The organism is Pseudoxanthomonas sp. LjRoot204_2 (genome assembly GCF_056175765.1).
The window spans coordinates 1-15,711 of the sequence record NZ_JBGFFG010000031.1 but is presented as its reverse complement, the minus strand read 5'-3'; the positions used below and the strand labels follow the sequence as shown (position 1 = coordinate 15,711).

The 15,711-nt window shown below is 66.5% G+C and carries 16 protein-coding genes; 7 read left to right on the top strand and 9 right to left on the bottom strand.

What is annotated here, in order from left to right:
• Together AC04L7_RS02860 and AC04L7_RS02855 are read left to right on the top strand one after the other, a co-directional pair.
• Positions 1–995 (top strand): hypothetical protein (locus tag AC04L7_RS02860; RefSeq protein ID WP_475512495.1); only part of this gene is annotated, 995 nt, incomplete at its 5' end.
• 47 nt (positions 996–1,042) lie between these two features.
• Positions 1,043–1,429, top strand: coding sequence for a DUF6165 family protein (locus AC04L7_RS02855; RefSeq protein ID WP_475512494.1), 387 nt, complete (start codon positions 1,043–1,045; stop codon positions 1,427–1,429).
• A 25-nt stretch (positions 1,430–1,454) separates the two neighbouring features.
• On the opposite strand, the gene AC04L7_RS02850 is transcribed toward AC04L7_RS02855, so the two are convergent.
• The 3 genes from AC04L7_RS02850 to AC04L7_RS02840 form a co-directional block, all read right to left on the bottom strand.
• A complete protein-coding gene (locus AC04L7_RS02850; protein ID WP_343229824.1) occupies positions 1,455–2,762 on the bottom strand; it encodes a glycoside hydrolase family 2 protein in 1,308 nt (435 codons plus the stop codon).
• Between the two features lie 72 nt (positions 2,763–2,834).
• Positions 2,835–3,035 (bottom strand): hypothetical protein, encoded by a 201-nt coding sequence (locus AC04L7_RS02845; RefSeq protein WP_299346870.1) that lies wholly within the window; start codon positions 3,033–3,035, stop codon positions 2,835–2,837.
• 458 nt (positions 3,036–3,493) lie between these two features.
• Entirely contained in the window at positions 3,494–5,797 is a 2,304-nt protein-coding gene (locus tag AC04L7_RS02840; RefSeq protein ID WP_475512493.1) for a hypothetical protein, read from the bottom strand.
• Between the two features lie 293 nt (positions 5,798–6,090).
• Between AC04L7_RS02840 and AC04L7_RS02835 the strand changes: the two genes are divergently transcribed.
• The gene (locus AC04L7_RS02835; protein WP_296282830.1) at positions 6,091–6,315 is read left to right on the top strand and encodes a hypothetical protein; all 225 of its coding nucleotides are present in this window, start codon (positions 6,091–6,093) and stop codon (positions 6,313–6,315) included.
• 154 nt (positions 6,316–6,469) lie between these two features.
• The gene (locus tag AC04L7_RS02830; RefSeq protein WP_299346874.1) at positions 6,470–6,592 is read left to right on the top strand and encodes a hypothetical protein; all 123 of its coding nucleotides are present in this window, start codon (positions 6,470–6,472) and stop codon (positions 6,590–6,592) included.
• Positions 6,593–6,620: 28 nt separating this feature from the next.
• Here AC04L7_RS02830 and AC04L7_RS02825 read toward each other — a convergent pair whose 3' ends face one another.
• Entirely contained in the window at positions 6,621–6,875 is a 255-nt protein-coding gene (locus AC04L7_RS02825) for a DUF2789 domain-containing protein (RefSeq protein WP_475512492.1), read from the bottom strand.
• Between the two features lie 153 nt (positions 6,876–7,028).
• Between AC04L7_RS02825 and AC04L7_RS02820 the strand changes: the two genes are divergently transcribed.
• The 3 genes from AC04L7_RS02820 (at position 7,029) to AC04L7_RS02810 (ending at position 9,817) form a co-directional block, all read left to right on the top strand.
• Complete coding sequence (locus AC04L7_RS02820) at positions 7,029–8,456, top strand: M20/M25/M40 family metallo-hydrolase (protein WP_475512491.1); 1,428 nt, start codon at positions 7,029–7,031, stop codon at positions 8,454–8,456.
• Positions 8,457–8,578: 122 nt separating this feature from the next.
• Entirely contained in the window at positions 8,579–9,160 is a 582-nt protein-coding gene (locus AC04L7_RS02815; RefSeq protein WP_299346880.1) for a pyridoxamine 5'-phosphate oxidase family protein, read from the top strand.
• A 213-nt stretch (positions 9,161–9,373) separates the two neighbouring features.
• Positions 9,374–9,817 carry a hypothetical protein gene (locus AC04L7_RS02810; protein ID WP_299346881.1) on the top strand — a complete coding sequence of 148 codons (444 nt, stop codon included), beginning with the start codon at positions 9,374–9,376 and terminating at the stop codon, positions 9,815–9,817.
• 192 nt (positions 9,818–10,009) lie between these two features.
• Here AC04L7_RS02810 and AC04L7_RS02805 read toward each other — a convergent pair whose 3' ends face one another.
• The 5 genes from AC04L7_RS02805 to AC04L7_RS02785 all read right to left on the bottom strand — a co-directional run.
• A complete protein-coding gene (locus tag AC04L7_RS02805) occupies positions 10,010–10,615 on the bottom strand; it encodes a hypothetical protein (protein WP_299346883.1) in 606 nt (201 codons plus the stop codon).
• A 43-nt stretch (positions 10,616–10,658) separates the two neighbouring features.
• A protein-coding gene (locus AC04L7_RS02800) for an IS3 family transposase (protein ID WP_475512490.1) occupies positions 10,659–11,803 on the bottom strand; the annotation gives its coding sequence in 2 pieces (ribosomal slippage) (positions 10,659–11,557 and positions 11,557–11,803; 1,146 coding nt in all).
• A gap of 129 nt (positions 11,804–11,932) precedes the next feature.
• Complete coding sequence (locus AC04L7_RS02795; protein ID WP_475512489.1) at positions 11,933–12,733, bottom strand: TSCPD domain-containing protein; 801 nt, start codon at positions 12,731–12,733, stop codon at positions 11,933–11,935.
• A gap of 121 nt (positions 12,734–12,854) precedes the next feature.
• Positions 12,855–13,463, bottom strand: coding sequence for a hypothetical protein (locus AC04L7_RS02790; protein WP_299347060.1), 609 nt, complete (start codon positions 13,461–13,463; stop codon positions 12,855–12,857).
• A gap of 405 nt (positions 13,464–13,868) precedes the next feature.
• The coding region (locus tag AC04L7_RS02785; RefSeq protein WP_475512488.1) for an adenosylcobalamin-dependent ribonucleoside-diphosphate reductase at positions 13,869–15,711 on the bottom strand (1,843 nt) is incomplete at its 5' end.

Genomic DNA, 15,711 nt, shown 5'->3' with positions numbered 1-15,711 from the left:
ATCCCCTGCAGGCCGCGGATGCCGAGCGTGCGCTGGCCACCAGCCTTCTGGCGCAGGAACGCTTCGACGAGGCCCTGCCTTTCGCCGTGGCGCAATGGCAGCACACGATGCAGTTCCTGGGCCCGACCCATCCCAAGACCGGCAGCGCGCTGACGACGCTCGGCAATGCACGTTGCCTGGCGGGCGATCTGCCCGGGTGCCGCCGGGCGATCGAACAAGGCGAAGCGCTGATCCTCGCTGCCTACGGCGAGAACCATCCGGCCTACGGTGAAGCACTGCTTGCACACGCGGGCCTGTTGCGCCTCGAGGCCAACCAGTCGAAGTGGCAGGAACTGCTCGCGCGATCGCGACGCGCATTGGCCATTCTGGAGCGCCACTACCCGCCCGGCAACGATGTCGTGCTGGATGCACGCGTGCAGCTCGCGAACTTCCTGACCCTGACGCCCCGCGGCAGGCAGGACCGTGCGTTCTACCTGCGCGAGTCGAAGGCCCTGCTGGAGGACGTGCTGGCCGTCTCCGCGCGGGTGCGTCTGCCGCCTCCGGCAATGACACGGACGCTCCTCGCGCGCCGGCTGATCGATTCGCCTTCGAGCGAGGACGACGGACCGGCGGAACAGCTCATCCGGGAGGATGCCCGGTTCCTGGCGCAGCACTATCCGCCGCAGCACAGCCACCACGACTTCGTGCAGATCCTGTTGGCCGACCTGCTGGTCGCAAACAGGAGGTTCGACGAAGCCGAGCGCATCCTGGACTGGGTGGACCGGCGCAATCGGCCGCAACTGCCCAAGCCGAAAGCCCATTCCCGTTTGAACGCCGTCCTGATGATCCGCGCGACGATTGCGAGCGACCGGGGCGAGCGCCCACGCGCGCGCCAGATCCTCGAGGAAGCACTCGCCATCGCCTCGAAGGACTATCCACCCGAGCACCGGTTCGTGGTGACGGCCAAGCGCGCACTCGAGAACCTGAGGACCAAAGGTGATTTCCGTGAGGATTGAATACCGCAGGGCCGCGGGAGGCGATCGGCGGGGCGTAGAATGCCGCCATGAACACAATCCTGATCCCCGTCGCCGTCGGCGAGCTGGCCGACAAGCTCTCCATCCTCGAGATCAAGGCCGAGCGCATCGACGATGCGGCCAAGCGCACCCATGTCGAGGTCGAGCGCGACGGCCTGCTGGCGCTGTGGCAGGGACTGGTCGCGACACAACCGGAGCTCGAGTCGCTGAAGGACGAATTGYGCCGGATCAACGAGCGCATGTGGGACGTGCAGGATGCGCTGCGCGCCAAAGAGGCCGCGAAGTCCTTCGATGCCGGATTCGTCGAACTCGCGCGTTCGGTGGCCAGGCACAACGGCGAGCGCATCGGGGTGAAGAATGCGATCAACCGGCAGGCCGGTTCGCGCTTCATCGAGGAAAAGCAGTACCAGGCCTGATCCGACCGACGGCTCGCGGCCGCGATCAGTACGGATCGACTCGGAACGGCACGTTGGCGTAGGCGGCATGACCCTTGCCGTCGTGCGCCTCCACGAACAGGCGATACGCACCGGGGGTCGCCGGCGCAACGAAGCGCACGCCGCCCTCGCCGTCGTTCTCCATCGCCACGTCCAGCGACGGCGGCACGTCTTCGCGGTCACCGCCGATGCTGGTGGCCGTGCTCTCCGGCAGCATCGTCCACCGGAAGCGCAGCGCGTCGCCGTCCGGATCGTGCGCATCGACGCGCGCGACCGTGGCTTGACCCGTCTTCAGCACCACGCTCTCCAGAGCGGTTCGCCCGGCCAGCGTCAGGGGCTGGATCGAAGGCGCACGGTTGGCCGGCCAACGACCCGTCCACACGAACTCCATCGCATCCACGGACGGGGTGCTTTCGCCGGTCGGCAGGAACAACCCGTACCACGTCGGCGTGCGCTCCTGCTTGTCGCCCCACAGGAACACGTAGGAGCCCAGCCCCTGTTTCATGTCGGCGGCGATCACTTCCTCGTAGCGTTGCCGCAACAGTGCCGCCTTGCGTGAAGCATCGTCTTCGATGGGCGCCTTCCACGCCGTCAGCGGACTCTCCCAGTGACCGGTCGGACCCCACTCGGTGACGACGTAAGGACCGGTCCACCCACTGTCCACGAGCTTCTGCGGCAGCGCGCCGATGTCACCGTACAACTGGATGCCGATCAGGTCGAGCGACGGCGCGCGCGCCTTGAGCAGGTCGATCAGTGCCCTGTCGAAGCCGGCCAGCGTGGTCATGACGGGATGGTGAGGGTCTTCGGCATGGATCGCGTCGGCGATGTCGCCGATCGCGTTCCATACGTTCGGATTCCTGTAATGCAGGTTCAGCTCGTTGCCGGCCACCCACATCAGCAGGGCGGGATGATCCTTGTACAGGCGCACTTCGCGGCGGATGCGTTCGCGCTGCTTCGCGACGGCGGCGACATCGTCGTAATCGAAGCCATGGCGTTCGTTGCCGACCTCGATCCCCATCGCCACCTTCAACCCGTTGCGCTGCGCGCGGTCGAGCATGGCGCGCACGTTCGCCTCGTCGGTCCCGGTGCTCCAGGTGCGGAAGGAGTTGCCGCCGCGCGCGGCCAGCGTTTCCTGGCCGCCGTCCGCCATGCCGGCGCCCTTCACCACGTAGGGCTGTCCGTCGACGAGCAGGCGATAGCGGCCGGCTTCGTGGACGATACGGACCTGCGAGGGGGATTCGGCAATCGCCGGCAATGGCGCCAACCCGGCGAGGGACAGGATCGTGACCAGGCTGCCGGTCAATCGCGCGTGCATGCATTCTCCACGAAGTCCGATGGATCCCGCGGCATCATGCCACGCGTACCGTGCCGACGACGCCACGACGCGTCATGCCACGCCGTGGCGCTCGCGGATCACCTGCAGGCGTTCGCGGTAATACAGCGCATCCGCCGCCTTGGCGGGCGGATGCGACGCAAGCCAGTCCAGTGCATCGCGCAGGATGGACGCCTTGTCGGCTTCCGGGGCTTCCAGCGCCGTGTCGACGCGGTCGAGTTGCAGGATGACGTCCTCGCGGGTGGACTGGGTCATGGATACGGCTCGATGGGGAGAGAGTCGGCACCCTACCCGCGCCCGTGTGTTCGCTCCGTTACGGCACGCCACTCGCAGTGACGCGGCATTGCAGGGTCAGGACCACACACGTACGGCGTCAACCGGAACGTCCAGGCATCCGCATCGTGCGCCTGCTGCGCCAGCGCCGTCACCGGCGCCATGCACGCCCATCCCGCCAGCACCCAGCCGCGTCCACTGATCGTCATGCCGTTCCCTCGTGGTGGCCGCCGCGCCAGCCCCCGCGACACGGGGACCGTCGACACGCGACGGGCGGCGGCACCGCGACCGCGTCGCGGGCCCCGCTGCCTGTGTAGCACCAACCCGCGACCCGCGCCACCCGCGGGACACATGCACGGATAGGCGGACGCCAGGTGCCGCGAACGCGCAGGCAGGGACCGCCCGACGACGCGTCGGCGCGGACGCCGTCGTGCGCGTGCTCAGTCCGCCGTGCAGCGCACCGCGAACGCCACCCGTCCGCCCGGCGGCAACAACGGAATCGCCGCGCCTGCCGCGCCCAGCAAGTCCCCCGGCGTCGCCGGGCAGGTTCCACCGCCACTCGGCGTGCATCCGGTGACCAGGCAGGCGCTCAGTCCCGCACCCGGCGTGTCGTGCACCACGGCGCCATCGGCCGCGATGCTGCCGCTCAGGTGCGCCACGGTCACCGTGTAGTCGATGACGCTGCCCTGCACCACCTCGGTGACCGCGCTGGTCTTGGTGACCGCAACGTCGACGGCGCGCGGCGTGTTGACGAAGGTGCAGGTCAGTTCGTCGCCCGCTACCGGCGTCACCTGGAAGCTGCGTCCCTGACCCGGCGGAACATCGGTGGTGCCGGCGATGCTGTTCACGCAGCTGTAGCGGGTGTCGTACAGCGCCAGATCGGCGACGGRCGAACCGGCGGCGCTTTCCGACAGCGTGTAGGTAGTGCCCGCCGTCGCCACGAACGTCGTCGTCGATACCGTCGCGGCCGTACCGCTGGTGGTCGCGCTGGGCCCGCCGTTGTCGATCGCGACGGTGAACTGGTCGGTCGCCACCGCGCGCCCTGCGATCGTCTTCACCAGCGTCAGCCGCGGCGGCGCCTGCACGCGCAGTTCGGTGGTGTTGGTGGTGTCGTTGAAGACCTCACCGCTGGACGCGCCGGTGTAGCGCACCTGCGCCGCGTTGCGCACCACGGTACCGTCGGGCGCATCGGCGCGCACGCGCACGACGAACGTCACCGTGGTCGAGGTCGGCTGGGTGCCTACGCAGGTGAGGCAGCGCAGCACGCCGCCCTGGCTCGCGCTGGCGCCCGTGCCGACGCGGAACACGCCCGTGCCCGACGCCACTTCCGCCGCATCGTCGCCGCTGCTGTCCGTGCGCGCACCGGCGTCGGCGCCCGCCGTCACCTGCAGGCTGCCGGCCTCGTACTCGGTGTTCGCCGGGATGGCATCGCGGATCGACACGTCCACGGCGTTGTCCTGCCCGGTGTTCTGCAGGGTGATCGTGTAGCGGATGCGGTCGCCCGCGCGCGCCTGCCCGGCCGGCAATCCGGGGTTGGTCAGGTTCGCCTGGCTTTTCGCCGTGGCCGCATCGACCGCCGGCTGGAACACGTCGATCGCCGTGGTCAGCAGCGAGATCGCATAGCCCTCGCTGCTGGTGCGCGCCGTCAGCGTGGCCGAGGTGGCGCCGTTGGCCAACGCCGTGTTGCCGGTGTTCGCCAGTTGCACGATGTCGGCGTCGAAACCCAGCGTGTTGGCCAGGTTGTTGTTGGCGACACTGCGCTGCGTCACCGTGGTGCCCAGCCGGCAGATGCTGGAATTGAACACGTCGCCCGCCGGGTTGCAGGCGTCGGACACGTTGACGGTGGACGATCCCTGCCCCTGGAAGGTGAAGCCATCCGCCGCACCGCGGTCGCCGTCCATGGCCATCCAGCCCAGCTGCGCGGACACGGTGCCGCTCAACGGCGTGCGGAACCCCGACACGGTCAGCGACACCTGGTTGACCGGATTCGAGCCGGTGGTCGCGATGGCCGCCAGGCCATCGTTGATGGTGAAGTTGCGCAGCGGGCGCGACGGGTTCTGCACCACCAGCACCAGCGTCCACCCGCCGAAGCGGTTCACCAGGCCGGCCTGCAACGGCAGGTTGGCCACGCGGTAGGTGCCGGTACCGCTGGCCTGCACGGCCGCGGTGACATCCGCGCGGCATCCGTACACATGGTGCGACTGTGCGGTACCCCAGATGGTGGAGCGCGGCGATACGTCGCAGCTGGCCGGGACGAGGGTCTGGTAGCCCAGCCCAGGGCGGCCGAAGCGGATCGGGGTCGCGGCCGGCGAGGGAGTGGGCTGGCTGCCCGCATTGCTGGCGACCAGACCACCCCAGTACAGCATGGCGCGGACCACCTGCGCGCCGGCCGGCAGGTCGGTGGCCGCCAGGTTCGCGCTGCTGGAATTGGAGATGGTGCTGTCGGCCGCATCGGCCGCCAGCTTGGTCGCCACCATCGTCTGCGCATCGTTGGTGGCGCCGGTGCAGCTGCCGCTCGTGCTGTTGCACGTCATGCTGCTGTTGGCCAGGAACACCAGGTCACCATTGAGCGTGGTGGTGTAGCGCTGCTCGAACGCACGGAACACCTGCGCCTGCGCCATCGGCACGACCGCCATCGCCAGTACCAGCAGTGCGGCGACCCGGCGGCCCGCACAGCCCCGACCGCGTGCCCTGTCCGCGTCCAGCCGCGATGACGCCGTGCTGCCTGCCACCGTCGCTGCCAACGGGACGCGTCCCTCGTTCCCTCCCCCTGAGCCGCACCCCATGCCTACTCCGATCTGTGACGTAATACGCGTTTCAGGCCATGGTGTCACATCGATGGGGCGCTGCCCCACCCCTTCCCTGCACGCGGAGCGACGGACGGTACGGCGGGCACACCGAACGGTAACGGCGATATCACTCGTCCTGTGTCACCACCGTCAGCTCGCACTTTACCGTCATGCCGCTGCGCGTTGGCGCTCTGGCAGACCAGGTGCAAGACGTGCGGCCAGCGACCCGGCGGGGGTAAAGTCCCGTCATGAGCGTGAAGACCATCACCGAGGACGGGCGCCAGCTGACCGTACAGACCCTGCAACGCACCGACGCGCTGGGCGCGTCCTACTGGCAGGGCCGCGCCATGTTCCGCATCGCCGAGGGGCGCGCCCGCGCCGACGTGGTCACGCGCAGCCGACATGCCACCCGCGAGGCCGCCGAGAACGCCGCCATCGCGCTGGCCAGGGCGAACGGKTGGAGCGCGGGATGACGGCGAGCCGGACGGACCCTCGCCCGGCGCGGCGCAACCGGCGCCCATGTACCGGGCGACGCGCGGCGAGGAACACCACGTAGTCGAACGAGCTGCCACACGCCTGCGTTTCTCCCGTGACACCGGGACGCGCGCGTCCTACGGCGGAAACGCCATGCCGTACGCGCGCTTCCTGAGCAGCGCGACATGCCAGGCGCACGTGCGCGAGATAGTCGGCGAACCGGTACTGCATGCCCTGCCCGCCGACGCGCGCAAGCGGGCCGGTCAGCCGGACTGAGCGGTCACCGCCGTTCTGCCCGCCGGCATCATGCGGCGGGCGACGTGCCGTCGTCGTGCAGCGCCACGTTCAGGCGATCCACCACCATCGCCCAGTCGGCATCGTCCAGCCRCTCCTCGCGCAGCAGTTGCGACTGCGCCGGCGACCAGAACGGCGCCTCCTCCAGGCGCATACCGTTGGGCAGCGGCGAATGCGTGGCGATGAACCGCTGGATGCTGGCGGTGTCGTTGGGCAGGCCGAGCTGGGCGAAGAGCTCGGAGAAAGGATGGATGGTGGGTTCCATGGCGTGGCCTCGCGGGGAAGAACACCAGCCTACCGGCCACGATGTGAAGCCGGCTGCGTGCCACCGCGGCACGCGAGGATACCGGATGGAAGTGGTAGCTTGGCTTCGGCCACCTGCAGGCTGCCATCCGGGGACGCCACGATGAGACCACGCTTGCCGSGCACGAACGCGATCTTCGTCCTGCTGATGATCGGCGCAATGCTGGTACGCGCTGACACGCAACGGGACGCGTCGGCTTTCGCCCCACGCACGCAGGCGGCCGCCCCCGGCCAGCGCGGCACTGCGCCTCATGGCCGCGATGTCGATACCGCCACCTCGCGGCGCGCCGGCACCACCGGCCTGGCCGCATCGGCCGCCCTGTCGCAGGCCGATCCCTACGCCCCGGTCTACATCGTGACCTCGCGCGAGACGCACCAAGGCATCCGTGGCCTGGTCCGCGCAGCGGTCGCGCGCGGCGACAGCACCGGCAAGACGCTGGTGGTCGCCGAAACGCGGGCTGATCGCCTGGGCGAGATCAGTCACTACGTGCACACGCGTGAGCGCCGCTGTGGCGGGTACTTCGCCTTTGCCACGCGCGCCGAGGCCGAGGCGTTCGTCGGCGCGGATCGCGCGAAGCAGGCGATGACGAAGGCGATGCTCGCCCGCTACACGCTCGACAACCAGGCCACGGTCGACCGCTGGCTGCCGCAGGTGCAGGAACGTCGCCTGTACGACACGATCAACCACCTCTCCAGCTACCGCAACCGCTACTACGCCAGCACGCATGGCAAGACGTCGGCCGAATGGATCCGCAGCCACTGGCAGTCGATCGCCGCTGGCCGCGACGACGTGACCACCGAGCTGTTCACCGCCTGCGCGAACTGCAGCACCCAGCCCTCGGTCATCCTCACGATCCGCGGTGCTGAACTGCCCAATGAAGTGGTGGTGCTCGGTGCGCACCTGGACTCGATCAACGCCAACACCTACACCGACCCCAACCAACTGGCGCCGGGCGCCGACGACGATGCGTCCGGCATCGCCACGCTCACCGAGACCTTGCGCATCGCGCTGGCGGACGGCTGGAAGCCGCGGCGCACGGTGAAGTTCATGGGCTATGCGGCGGAAGAAGTCGGCCTGCGCGGTTCCAATGCCATCGCACAGTCGTTCCGTGCCGGCGGCGTCAACGTCGTCAGCGTGCTGCAGGTGGACATGACCAACTACAAGTCCGGCGCCGTCACCGACATGAAGCTGATCAGCGACTACTCCAATGCGGACCTGAAGAATTTCTTCATCACGCTGTTCGACGCCTACCTGGCGCCGATGGGCCTGACCCGCAGCAGCACCGCGTGCGGTTATGCCTGTTCGGACCACGCATCGTGGACCAACCCGGGCTATCCGGCGGCGATGATGTTCGAAGCCGGGGGTCCGGGCGGCAGCTTCCCCTACATCCACACCCCGCAGGACACGCTGGCGACGATGGGCGAATCGGCGCAGCACAGCGTCAAGTTCGCGCAGTTCGCCCTGGCGTACCTCGGCGAGACGGCGAAGACCGCAGGCGCGCGCGTCACGGGTGGGCCAGCGCAGGTGCTGCCGGTGCCGTGAGCCTGCGTGGCCAGGGCAAGGTCGAAGGCCGCACCGGATATCAGAACCGTCACGTGTAGAGCGCACCGGGTGCGCTGCGCTTACCCGGGCTACGCCAACGCAGTCCGTCTTTGGAGAACGAGATGAGACACGCCTTCGCGAACATCGCCTTCACCCCCGCGGTCCGCGACGCGCAGGCGCGCGACGGCAGCCGCGCGCAGTACGCACGCGCTTTCGAGTCCGGCGACGAGGTGCGCAATGCTGAACTCGGCGCAGACGAAGCCGCCTTCATCCATGCGCAGCGCAGTTTCTACATGGCGACGGTGTCGGAAACCGGCTGGCCGTACGTGCAGCACCGGGGAGGCGCGCCGGGTTTCCTGCGCGTGGTCGATGCGAAGACGCTGATCTTCACCGACCTGCCCGGCAACCGCCAGTTCATCAGCGTGGGCAACGTGGCCAACGACGACCGCGTGGCGTTGATCCTGATGGACTATACGCACGGGCAGCGATTGAAGCTGCTGGGAAGACTGAGCGTGGAAGAGTCGCCAGGCGAAGCACGCACCGAACGCACCATGACGATTCACGTCGAAGCCTTCGACTGGAACTGCCCGAAGTACATCCCCATGCGCTTCGAGGCGGAGGACGTGCAGCGCGCCCTCGCCGAACGCGACGCGCGCATCGCCGAGCTGGAAGCTCAGTTGGCCGCGTTGCGCAGCACCCCGTAGGGCGGGCCTCGGCCCGCCGTACGACAGTCATCGATCGCGTGCGATGGCGGGCTTGAGCCTGCCCTACGTTGCTACGTTGTTGGGCGAAAGGCGGTTCGCCTGCGGCGGATCGCTTGCACCACCTATTGGGATGTGGAATCTTCCGTTCAAGGCGCAGAATCCACGTATGCGTGTGGGGCTGCGGCTTCCATCAACGGGTAGCGGGAGGGGGAAATGCTCGGTTATCTCGGCGCTGTCGCGCTAGTGGTATTCGCGGTGTATCTGATGGTGGGCGCAAGCAGGACCGCCAAGACCATGGATCGCGAGGCATTCGACCGCACGAATGCGGCCGGCGTCCAGGAATTCGAATCCTACGATCATCTGGTTAAGCAGCGTGATCGTGGATGGATGGCACGATTCAAGGCATGGCTGTCGTTGGTCGCGCTGGCCGGAGCGGCTGTCCTTGCGCTCGCTACGTTCATCACGCGGGACACCGCCCAGACGGCCGCGACCGTCGACGAAGAGCGCTACTACAACTATTGCAAGGCGGCTTGGGACGACTACAAGGGCAATCTCGAGTATTGCCGGAAATGGTGCGAATTCCCCGCCAACGAGGAAAATTGCAGGAAGATTTTCGGCTCCGCCGAGGGCCCGAGTGGGGAGACGCGCCAGCGTTGAGCCTAACGCTGCTGCATGGGCGCATAGGACGGGCCTCGACCCGCCGTTCGACGGTGACGGATGGCATGCGATGGCGGGCCTGGGCCCGCCGTTCGGCGTGGGGTGGCGGGCCGAGGCCCGCCATGCGGACGCACTCGTTCCCGAGTTGCGTTAATTCTGGCTCGTCGGCGCGCTGGCCGCTTCACCCATCTCCTACTCGGGCGCTTCGCCACTCAACGACTGCTGGATGTCGGGAATCATGACGTCCAGCGCTTCCTGCACAAGATACATCTTGCCTTGCCACACGCTGGTGTTGAGCTTCTGCCAGCGGGTCAGACGCGCATGGGAGTTGAGGGTGTAGTCCTTCTCGATAGGCGCGCCTTGCGCGTCTGTCCACGCCATCGTGACGTCCAAGGTGTAGGTATTGTCGGCATGCCGGTACGTGCCCTTTTTGAAGACAAGTCTGATCGGCATTACCGCCTGATCGGAGGCATTCGGCGCAGCGAAAATACCAACTCGCTCCAGTTCCGCTGCAAGGATCTCGGCCAGGGCTTGCTGATCCGGGGGATTGAAGAAGAACTCCGTCTTGGTCTTCCCGAAGACGGGGATGTACACACCGCCCACCATCGCCATATCCGACCAGGTCTGCTCGTCAGGCGTAAACGTGACGGCTTCAACGGCGACGGAGGAAGACGACCCGCCACTGACGACGCCCGAGTAGCGCGCATCGGTCAGCGGTATGCGTTTTGCCGCGATGGCCGGCTCAATTGCCGCCATGGCGCAGGCCAACCATAGAATGATGCACAAACCTTTTTTCATGCCGTGATCTCTTACTTTGAATCGCCCCGGGTTTCATAGACAACTACAAGCCTGATAGTCCCGCCTGCCGTTCGAACTCTACCGGAGAGATGCCTCCATTGGAGCCGTGCCGGCGTTTGGGGTTGTAGAACATCTCGATGTAGTCGAACACGTCACTACGCGCCRCATCCCGGGTCAGGTATATCTTTCGCCTGATCCGCTCTCGCTTGAGCAGCTGGAAGAAGCTCTCGGCTACGGCGTTGTCGTGGCAGTTGCCGCGCCGGCTCATGCTGCAGACGATTCCGTGGGCCTTCAGGAACGCCTGCCACTCGGCACCAGTGAACTGACTGCCCTGGTCCGAGTGCAGCATCAGTCCGGGCACCGGTTTCCGACGCCACACCGCTGCCAGCAGCGCCTGCAACACCAGATCGGCGTGCATCTGGCCTTGCATCGCCCAACCCACGACCTGGCGTGAGTACAGATCCAGCACCACCGCCAGGTACAGCCAGCCCTCGTGCGTGCGGATGTAGGTGATGTCGGTGACCCAGTGCGTGTTGGGCGCGACCACGTCGAACTGCCGATCCAGGTGGTTTGGCGCGACCGTCGAGACCCGGCCACCACGAGGCCGCGGACGACGCCCGTAACCCACTTGCGCCTGCAGACCTTGCTGCTTCATCAGCCGTGCCACGCGATGCTTGCCGCAAGCCTCGCCCAGGTCGCGCAAGTCGTCGGTGACCTTGCGGTAGCCGTAGACCGTGCCGCTCTCCAGCCATGCCTGCTTGATCATGCCCAGAAGACGTTGATCCTCGCGATGGCGATCGCTCTGCGGCTGGCGCTGCCACGCATAGAACCCGCTGCGCTGCACACCCAGCACACGACACATGCTTACCACGCGGAACTGGTCCAGATGCGCCTGCATGAACGCGTACTTCGCCCTTACCCCTTGGCAAAGTACGCGGCGGCCTTTTTTAGGATGTCGCGCTCCTCGGTCACCCGCTTGAGCTCGGCCTGCAGGCGACGGTTCTCCGCCGCCAACGAAACATCCGCATGCCGCGCGACCGGCACCTTGCGCTGCTCCCTGACCCACGCGTACAGCGAGTCGATGCTGACGCCCAGCCGGGTCGACACCTCTCGCACCGAACGCCCCTGATCGATCACCTGCTTGGCCGCCTCGGCCTTGAACTCATCCGAATACCGCTTGCCGCTCATACACACCTCCATGATTGCCGTAATGTACGGCTTGGAGATGTCTACTGAACCCGGGGCGATTCAGACCTTGCTTGAGCAGGTCGTAGGAGACTATGTAGCACGGCATCGATGTTCCCCTTAGTAACTAAGTCACCCACACTTCGAATAACCACAGTTCAAGCACGTCGCGCACCCGTCCATGATGACGAGGGCCTTGGTGTTGCACTTGTGGCACAGGGTGGCAGAGGGCGGGAAGCTGGCGCCATCGCCGGTGACGGCGATGTCCTCGGCGGCGCCCTGCGCGGGCGCGGCCGGTGCAACGGTCACAGTTTCTACGACGTCAGAGTTTTTTTTTGCGCGGTCTTCGTACTGCTTGCGCTTCTCGGCCAGGATGGCGCGCTGGTGCGCACTCATTTCCGGGTCGTGGATCAGGCCGATCGACTTCATGTGCTCTTCGACGATGGCGCCCAGCTCGGCCACCAGCGACGGCATGTACACGCCACCGGCCTTGAAGTAACCACCGCGCGGATCGAACACGGCCTTCATCTCGTCGACCAGGAACGTCACGTCGCCGCCCTTGCGGAACACCGCCGACAYGATGCGCGTCAGCGCGACGATCCACTGGAAGTGCTCCATGGACTTGCTGTTGACGAAGATCTCGAACGGACGGCGCAGCTCGTGCTCCGTGCCGGCGTTGAGCACGATGTCGTTGATGGTCACGTACATGGCGTGCTCCACCAGCGGCGACTTGATCTTGTAGGTGCTGCCGATGAGGACTTCCGGGCGCTCGATGCGCTCGTGCATCTGGATGATGTTGTCCTGCGGGGTTTCCTTTTCCACCGTCTCGCGCGGCACCGACGCCGTCGGAATGGCGGCCGCGGCTTCGCGCGCCTTGTCTTCCGGGGTGAGCACGCTGTAGCCCTTGATTTTCTTGTCGATCTTGACGGCCATGACGGTGGAATCCTGTTCGTGTTCTGAAAGTTGTCGTCGATGGGCGGGGCCTGGCCTTCCGGGCCGGCGACCGCCCCAACCCTCCCCCGGACCCGGGGGAGGAGGGGTGAAGCATCAGGTCTTACTTACGGGCCGCTTTCTTGGTGGCTTTCTTTGCGGCTTTCTTCGGGGCTGCCTTGCGCACGGCCTTCTTGGCCGCTTTCTTCGGAGCGGCTTTCTTCGCCGCCTTCTTCACGGGCGCCCTGCGGGCGACCTTCTTCACTGCTTTCTTGGCGGCCTTCTTGACCGGCGCCTTCTTGGCGGCGGCCTTGCGGGCGACCTTCTTCACGGCCTTCTTGGCGGCCGTCTTCTTGGTGGCGGCTTTCTTCGTCGCCTTCTTGGCGGCCGACTTCTTGGTCGCCTTCTTCGCGGCCTTCTTGCCGGTCACCTTCTTCTGCAGGCTGGCCGCTTCGGCCTTGGCGGCGCTGCTGGCGGCGGCCAGCTTCTTCTTGGCCTTGGCGACGGTCTTCTTCACCGCCTTGGTGGCCTTGTCGGTGCGCTTGGCCACGGCCTTCTTCGCCTTGGCGATGTCGGCGGTGACCGTCTTGCGCGCCTTCTTGGCGGCCTTCTTGGCCTTGGCGACCGTCTCGCTGGCGGTGGAAGCGACTGCTTCGCCGATCCCAGCCACTGTTTCCTTCACGCTTTCGGCTGCGCCGGAAAGCGTCGCGGTGACACCATTACCGTTGCTCATGTTGCCCTCCTTGTGGGCGAGGTTGGTTGACGCTGCCGATGCTATACCCGATGGCGCGGGGTGGAACGTGTGAAGCCGGTGAATCGCTTGTTGCTTTTTCCTTCTCCCCTTGTGGGAGAAGGTGGCCGAAGGACGGATGAGGGGACGCTGTTCGCGGGAAGCAACAGCAACTCGCTGCGCTCGCCTCCCCTCTCCCGCCCCTTCGGGGCACCCTCTCCCGCGAGGGGAGTGCTTTCTTTCCCTTCTCCCCGCGAGCGGGGAGAAAGTGCCGAAGGCGGATGAGGGGCCGCTTTTCGCGAAGAGCCAACGCAACTCGCTGCGCTCGCTCCCCCTCACCTGCCCTCCGGGCATCCTCTCCCCGCAGGCGGGGAGAGGAGAACAGCAGGCACGCGCTGAGGGGTTACCTCAGAACTTGCCGTAATACCCTTCCTTCAACGCGTCGAACAGGTTGGCGGCGGTGTGCATCTCGCCGTCGTACTCGATCTGCTCGTTGCCCTTCACCTCGATGACGTTGCCGTCTTCCAGCTCGAAGCGGTAGGTGGTGTTCTCCAGGTCGGCTTCCTTCACCAGCACGCCCTGGAAGGCGGCGGGGTTGAAGCGGAACGTGGTGCAGCCCTTCAGGCCCTGCTGGTGGGCGTAGCGGTAGATGTCCTTGAACTGCTCGTACGGATAGTCCGTGGGGACGTTGGCGGTCTTGGAGATGGAGCTGTCGACCCACTTCTGCGCGGCGGCCTGCACGTCGACGTGTTCCTTCGGGCTGATGTCGTCGGCGGCGATGAAGTAGTCGGGCAGCTTCGCGTCCGGATCGTCCGAGAACGGCATGGCCTTGCCGTTGACCAGTTCGCGGTAGGCGAGCAGCTCGTAGGAGTAGACGTCGACCTTTTCCTTCGACTTCTTGCCTTCGCGGATCACGTTGCGGCTGTAGTGGTGCGCGAACGAGGGCTCGATGCCGTTGGAGGCGTTGTTGGCCAGCGACAGCGAAATCGTGCCGGTCGGCGCGATGGAGCTGTGGTGGGTGAAACGGCTGCCGACTTCGGCCAGTTCGTCCACCAGGTCGGGGGCGACGGTGGCCACGCGCTGCATGTAGCGGCTGTACTTGGCGTGCAGCACCTTGCCGGGGATCTCCTGGCCGACCTTCCAGCCGTCCTTCGCCATTTCCGGGCGCTGGCGCAGCATGGCGGCGGTGACGGGGAAGCGCTCTTCCATGATCGGGGCGGGGCCCTTTTCCTTCGCCAGGGCCAGGCCCATTTCCCAGCCGGCCACGGCCATTTCGCGGGCGATGGCTTCGGTGAATTCGCACGACTCGGCGCTGCCGTACTTGTGCTTGAGCATGGTCAGCGTGCTGCCCAGGCCCAGGAAGCCCATGCCGTGGCGGCGCTTGCGCAGGATCTCCTGGCGCTGCTGTTCCAGCGGCAGGCCGTTCACTTCGACCACGTTGTCGAGCATGCGGGTGAACACGCGCACGACTTCCTTGTATTCCTCCCAGTCGAAACGCGCCTGGTCGGTGAAGGGGTCGCGCACGAAGGTGGTCAGGTTGACCGAGCCCAGCAGGCAGGCGCCGTASGGCGGCAGCGGCTGCTCGCCGCASGGGTTGGTGGCGCGGATGGTCTCGCACCACCAGTTGTTGTTCATCTCGTTGACGCGGTCGATCAGGATGAAGCCCGGCTCGGCGTAGTCGTACGTCGAGACCATGATCATGTCCCACAGGTGGCGGGCGCGGATGTGGCCGTAGATCTTGCAGGCCACCAGGCCGTCGTCGCGGACGATGTAGTTCTTGTGCGTGGGCCACTCGCGCCAGACGACCTGGCTGGGGTCTTCCAAGTTGATGTCGCCCTTCTCCTTGATGTTCACCGGGAACACGAGCGGCCAGTCGGCGTCGGTGTCCACGGCTTCCATGAAGCCGTCGGTGATCAGCAGCGAGAGGTTGAACTGGCGCAGGCGGCCGTCTTCGCGCTTGGCGCGGATGAAGTCCTTGACGTCCGGGTGGGAGATTTCGAACGTGCCCATCTGCGCGCCGCGGCGGCCGCCGGCGCTGGAGACGGTGAAGCACATCTTGTCGTAGATATCCATGAAGGACATCGGGCCGGAGGTGTACGCACCGGCGCCGGCGACGAAGGCGCCCTTCGGTCGCAGCGTGCTGAACTCGTAGCCGATGCCGCAGCCGGCCTTCAGGGTCAGGCCGGCTTCGTGGACCTTGTCCAGGATGCCGTCCATCGAGTCCTCGATGGTGCCGGAGACGGTGCAGTTG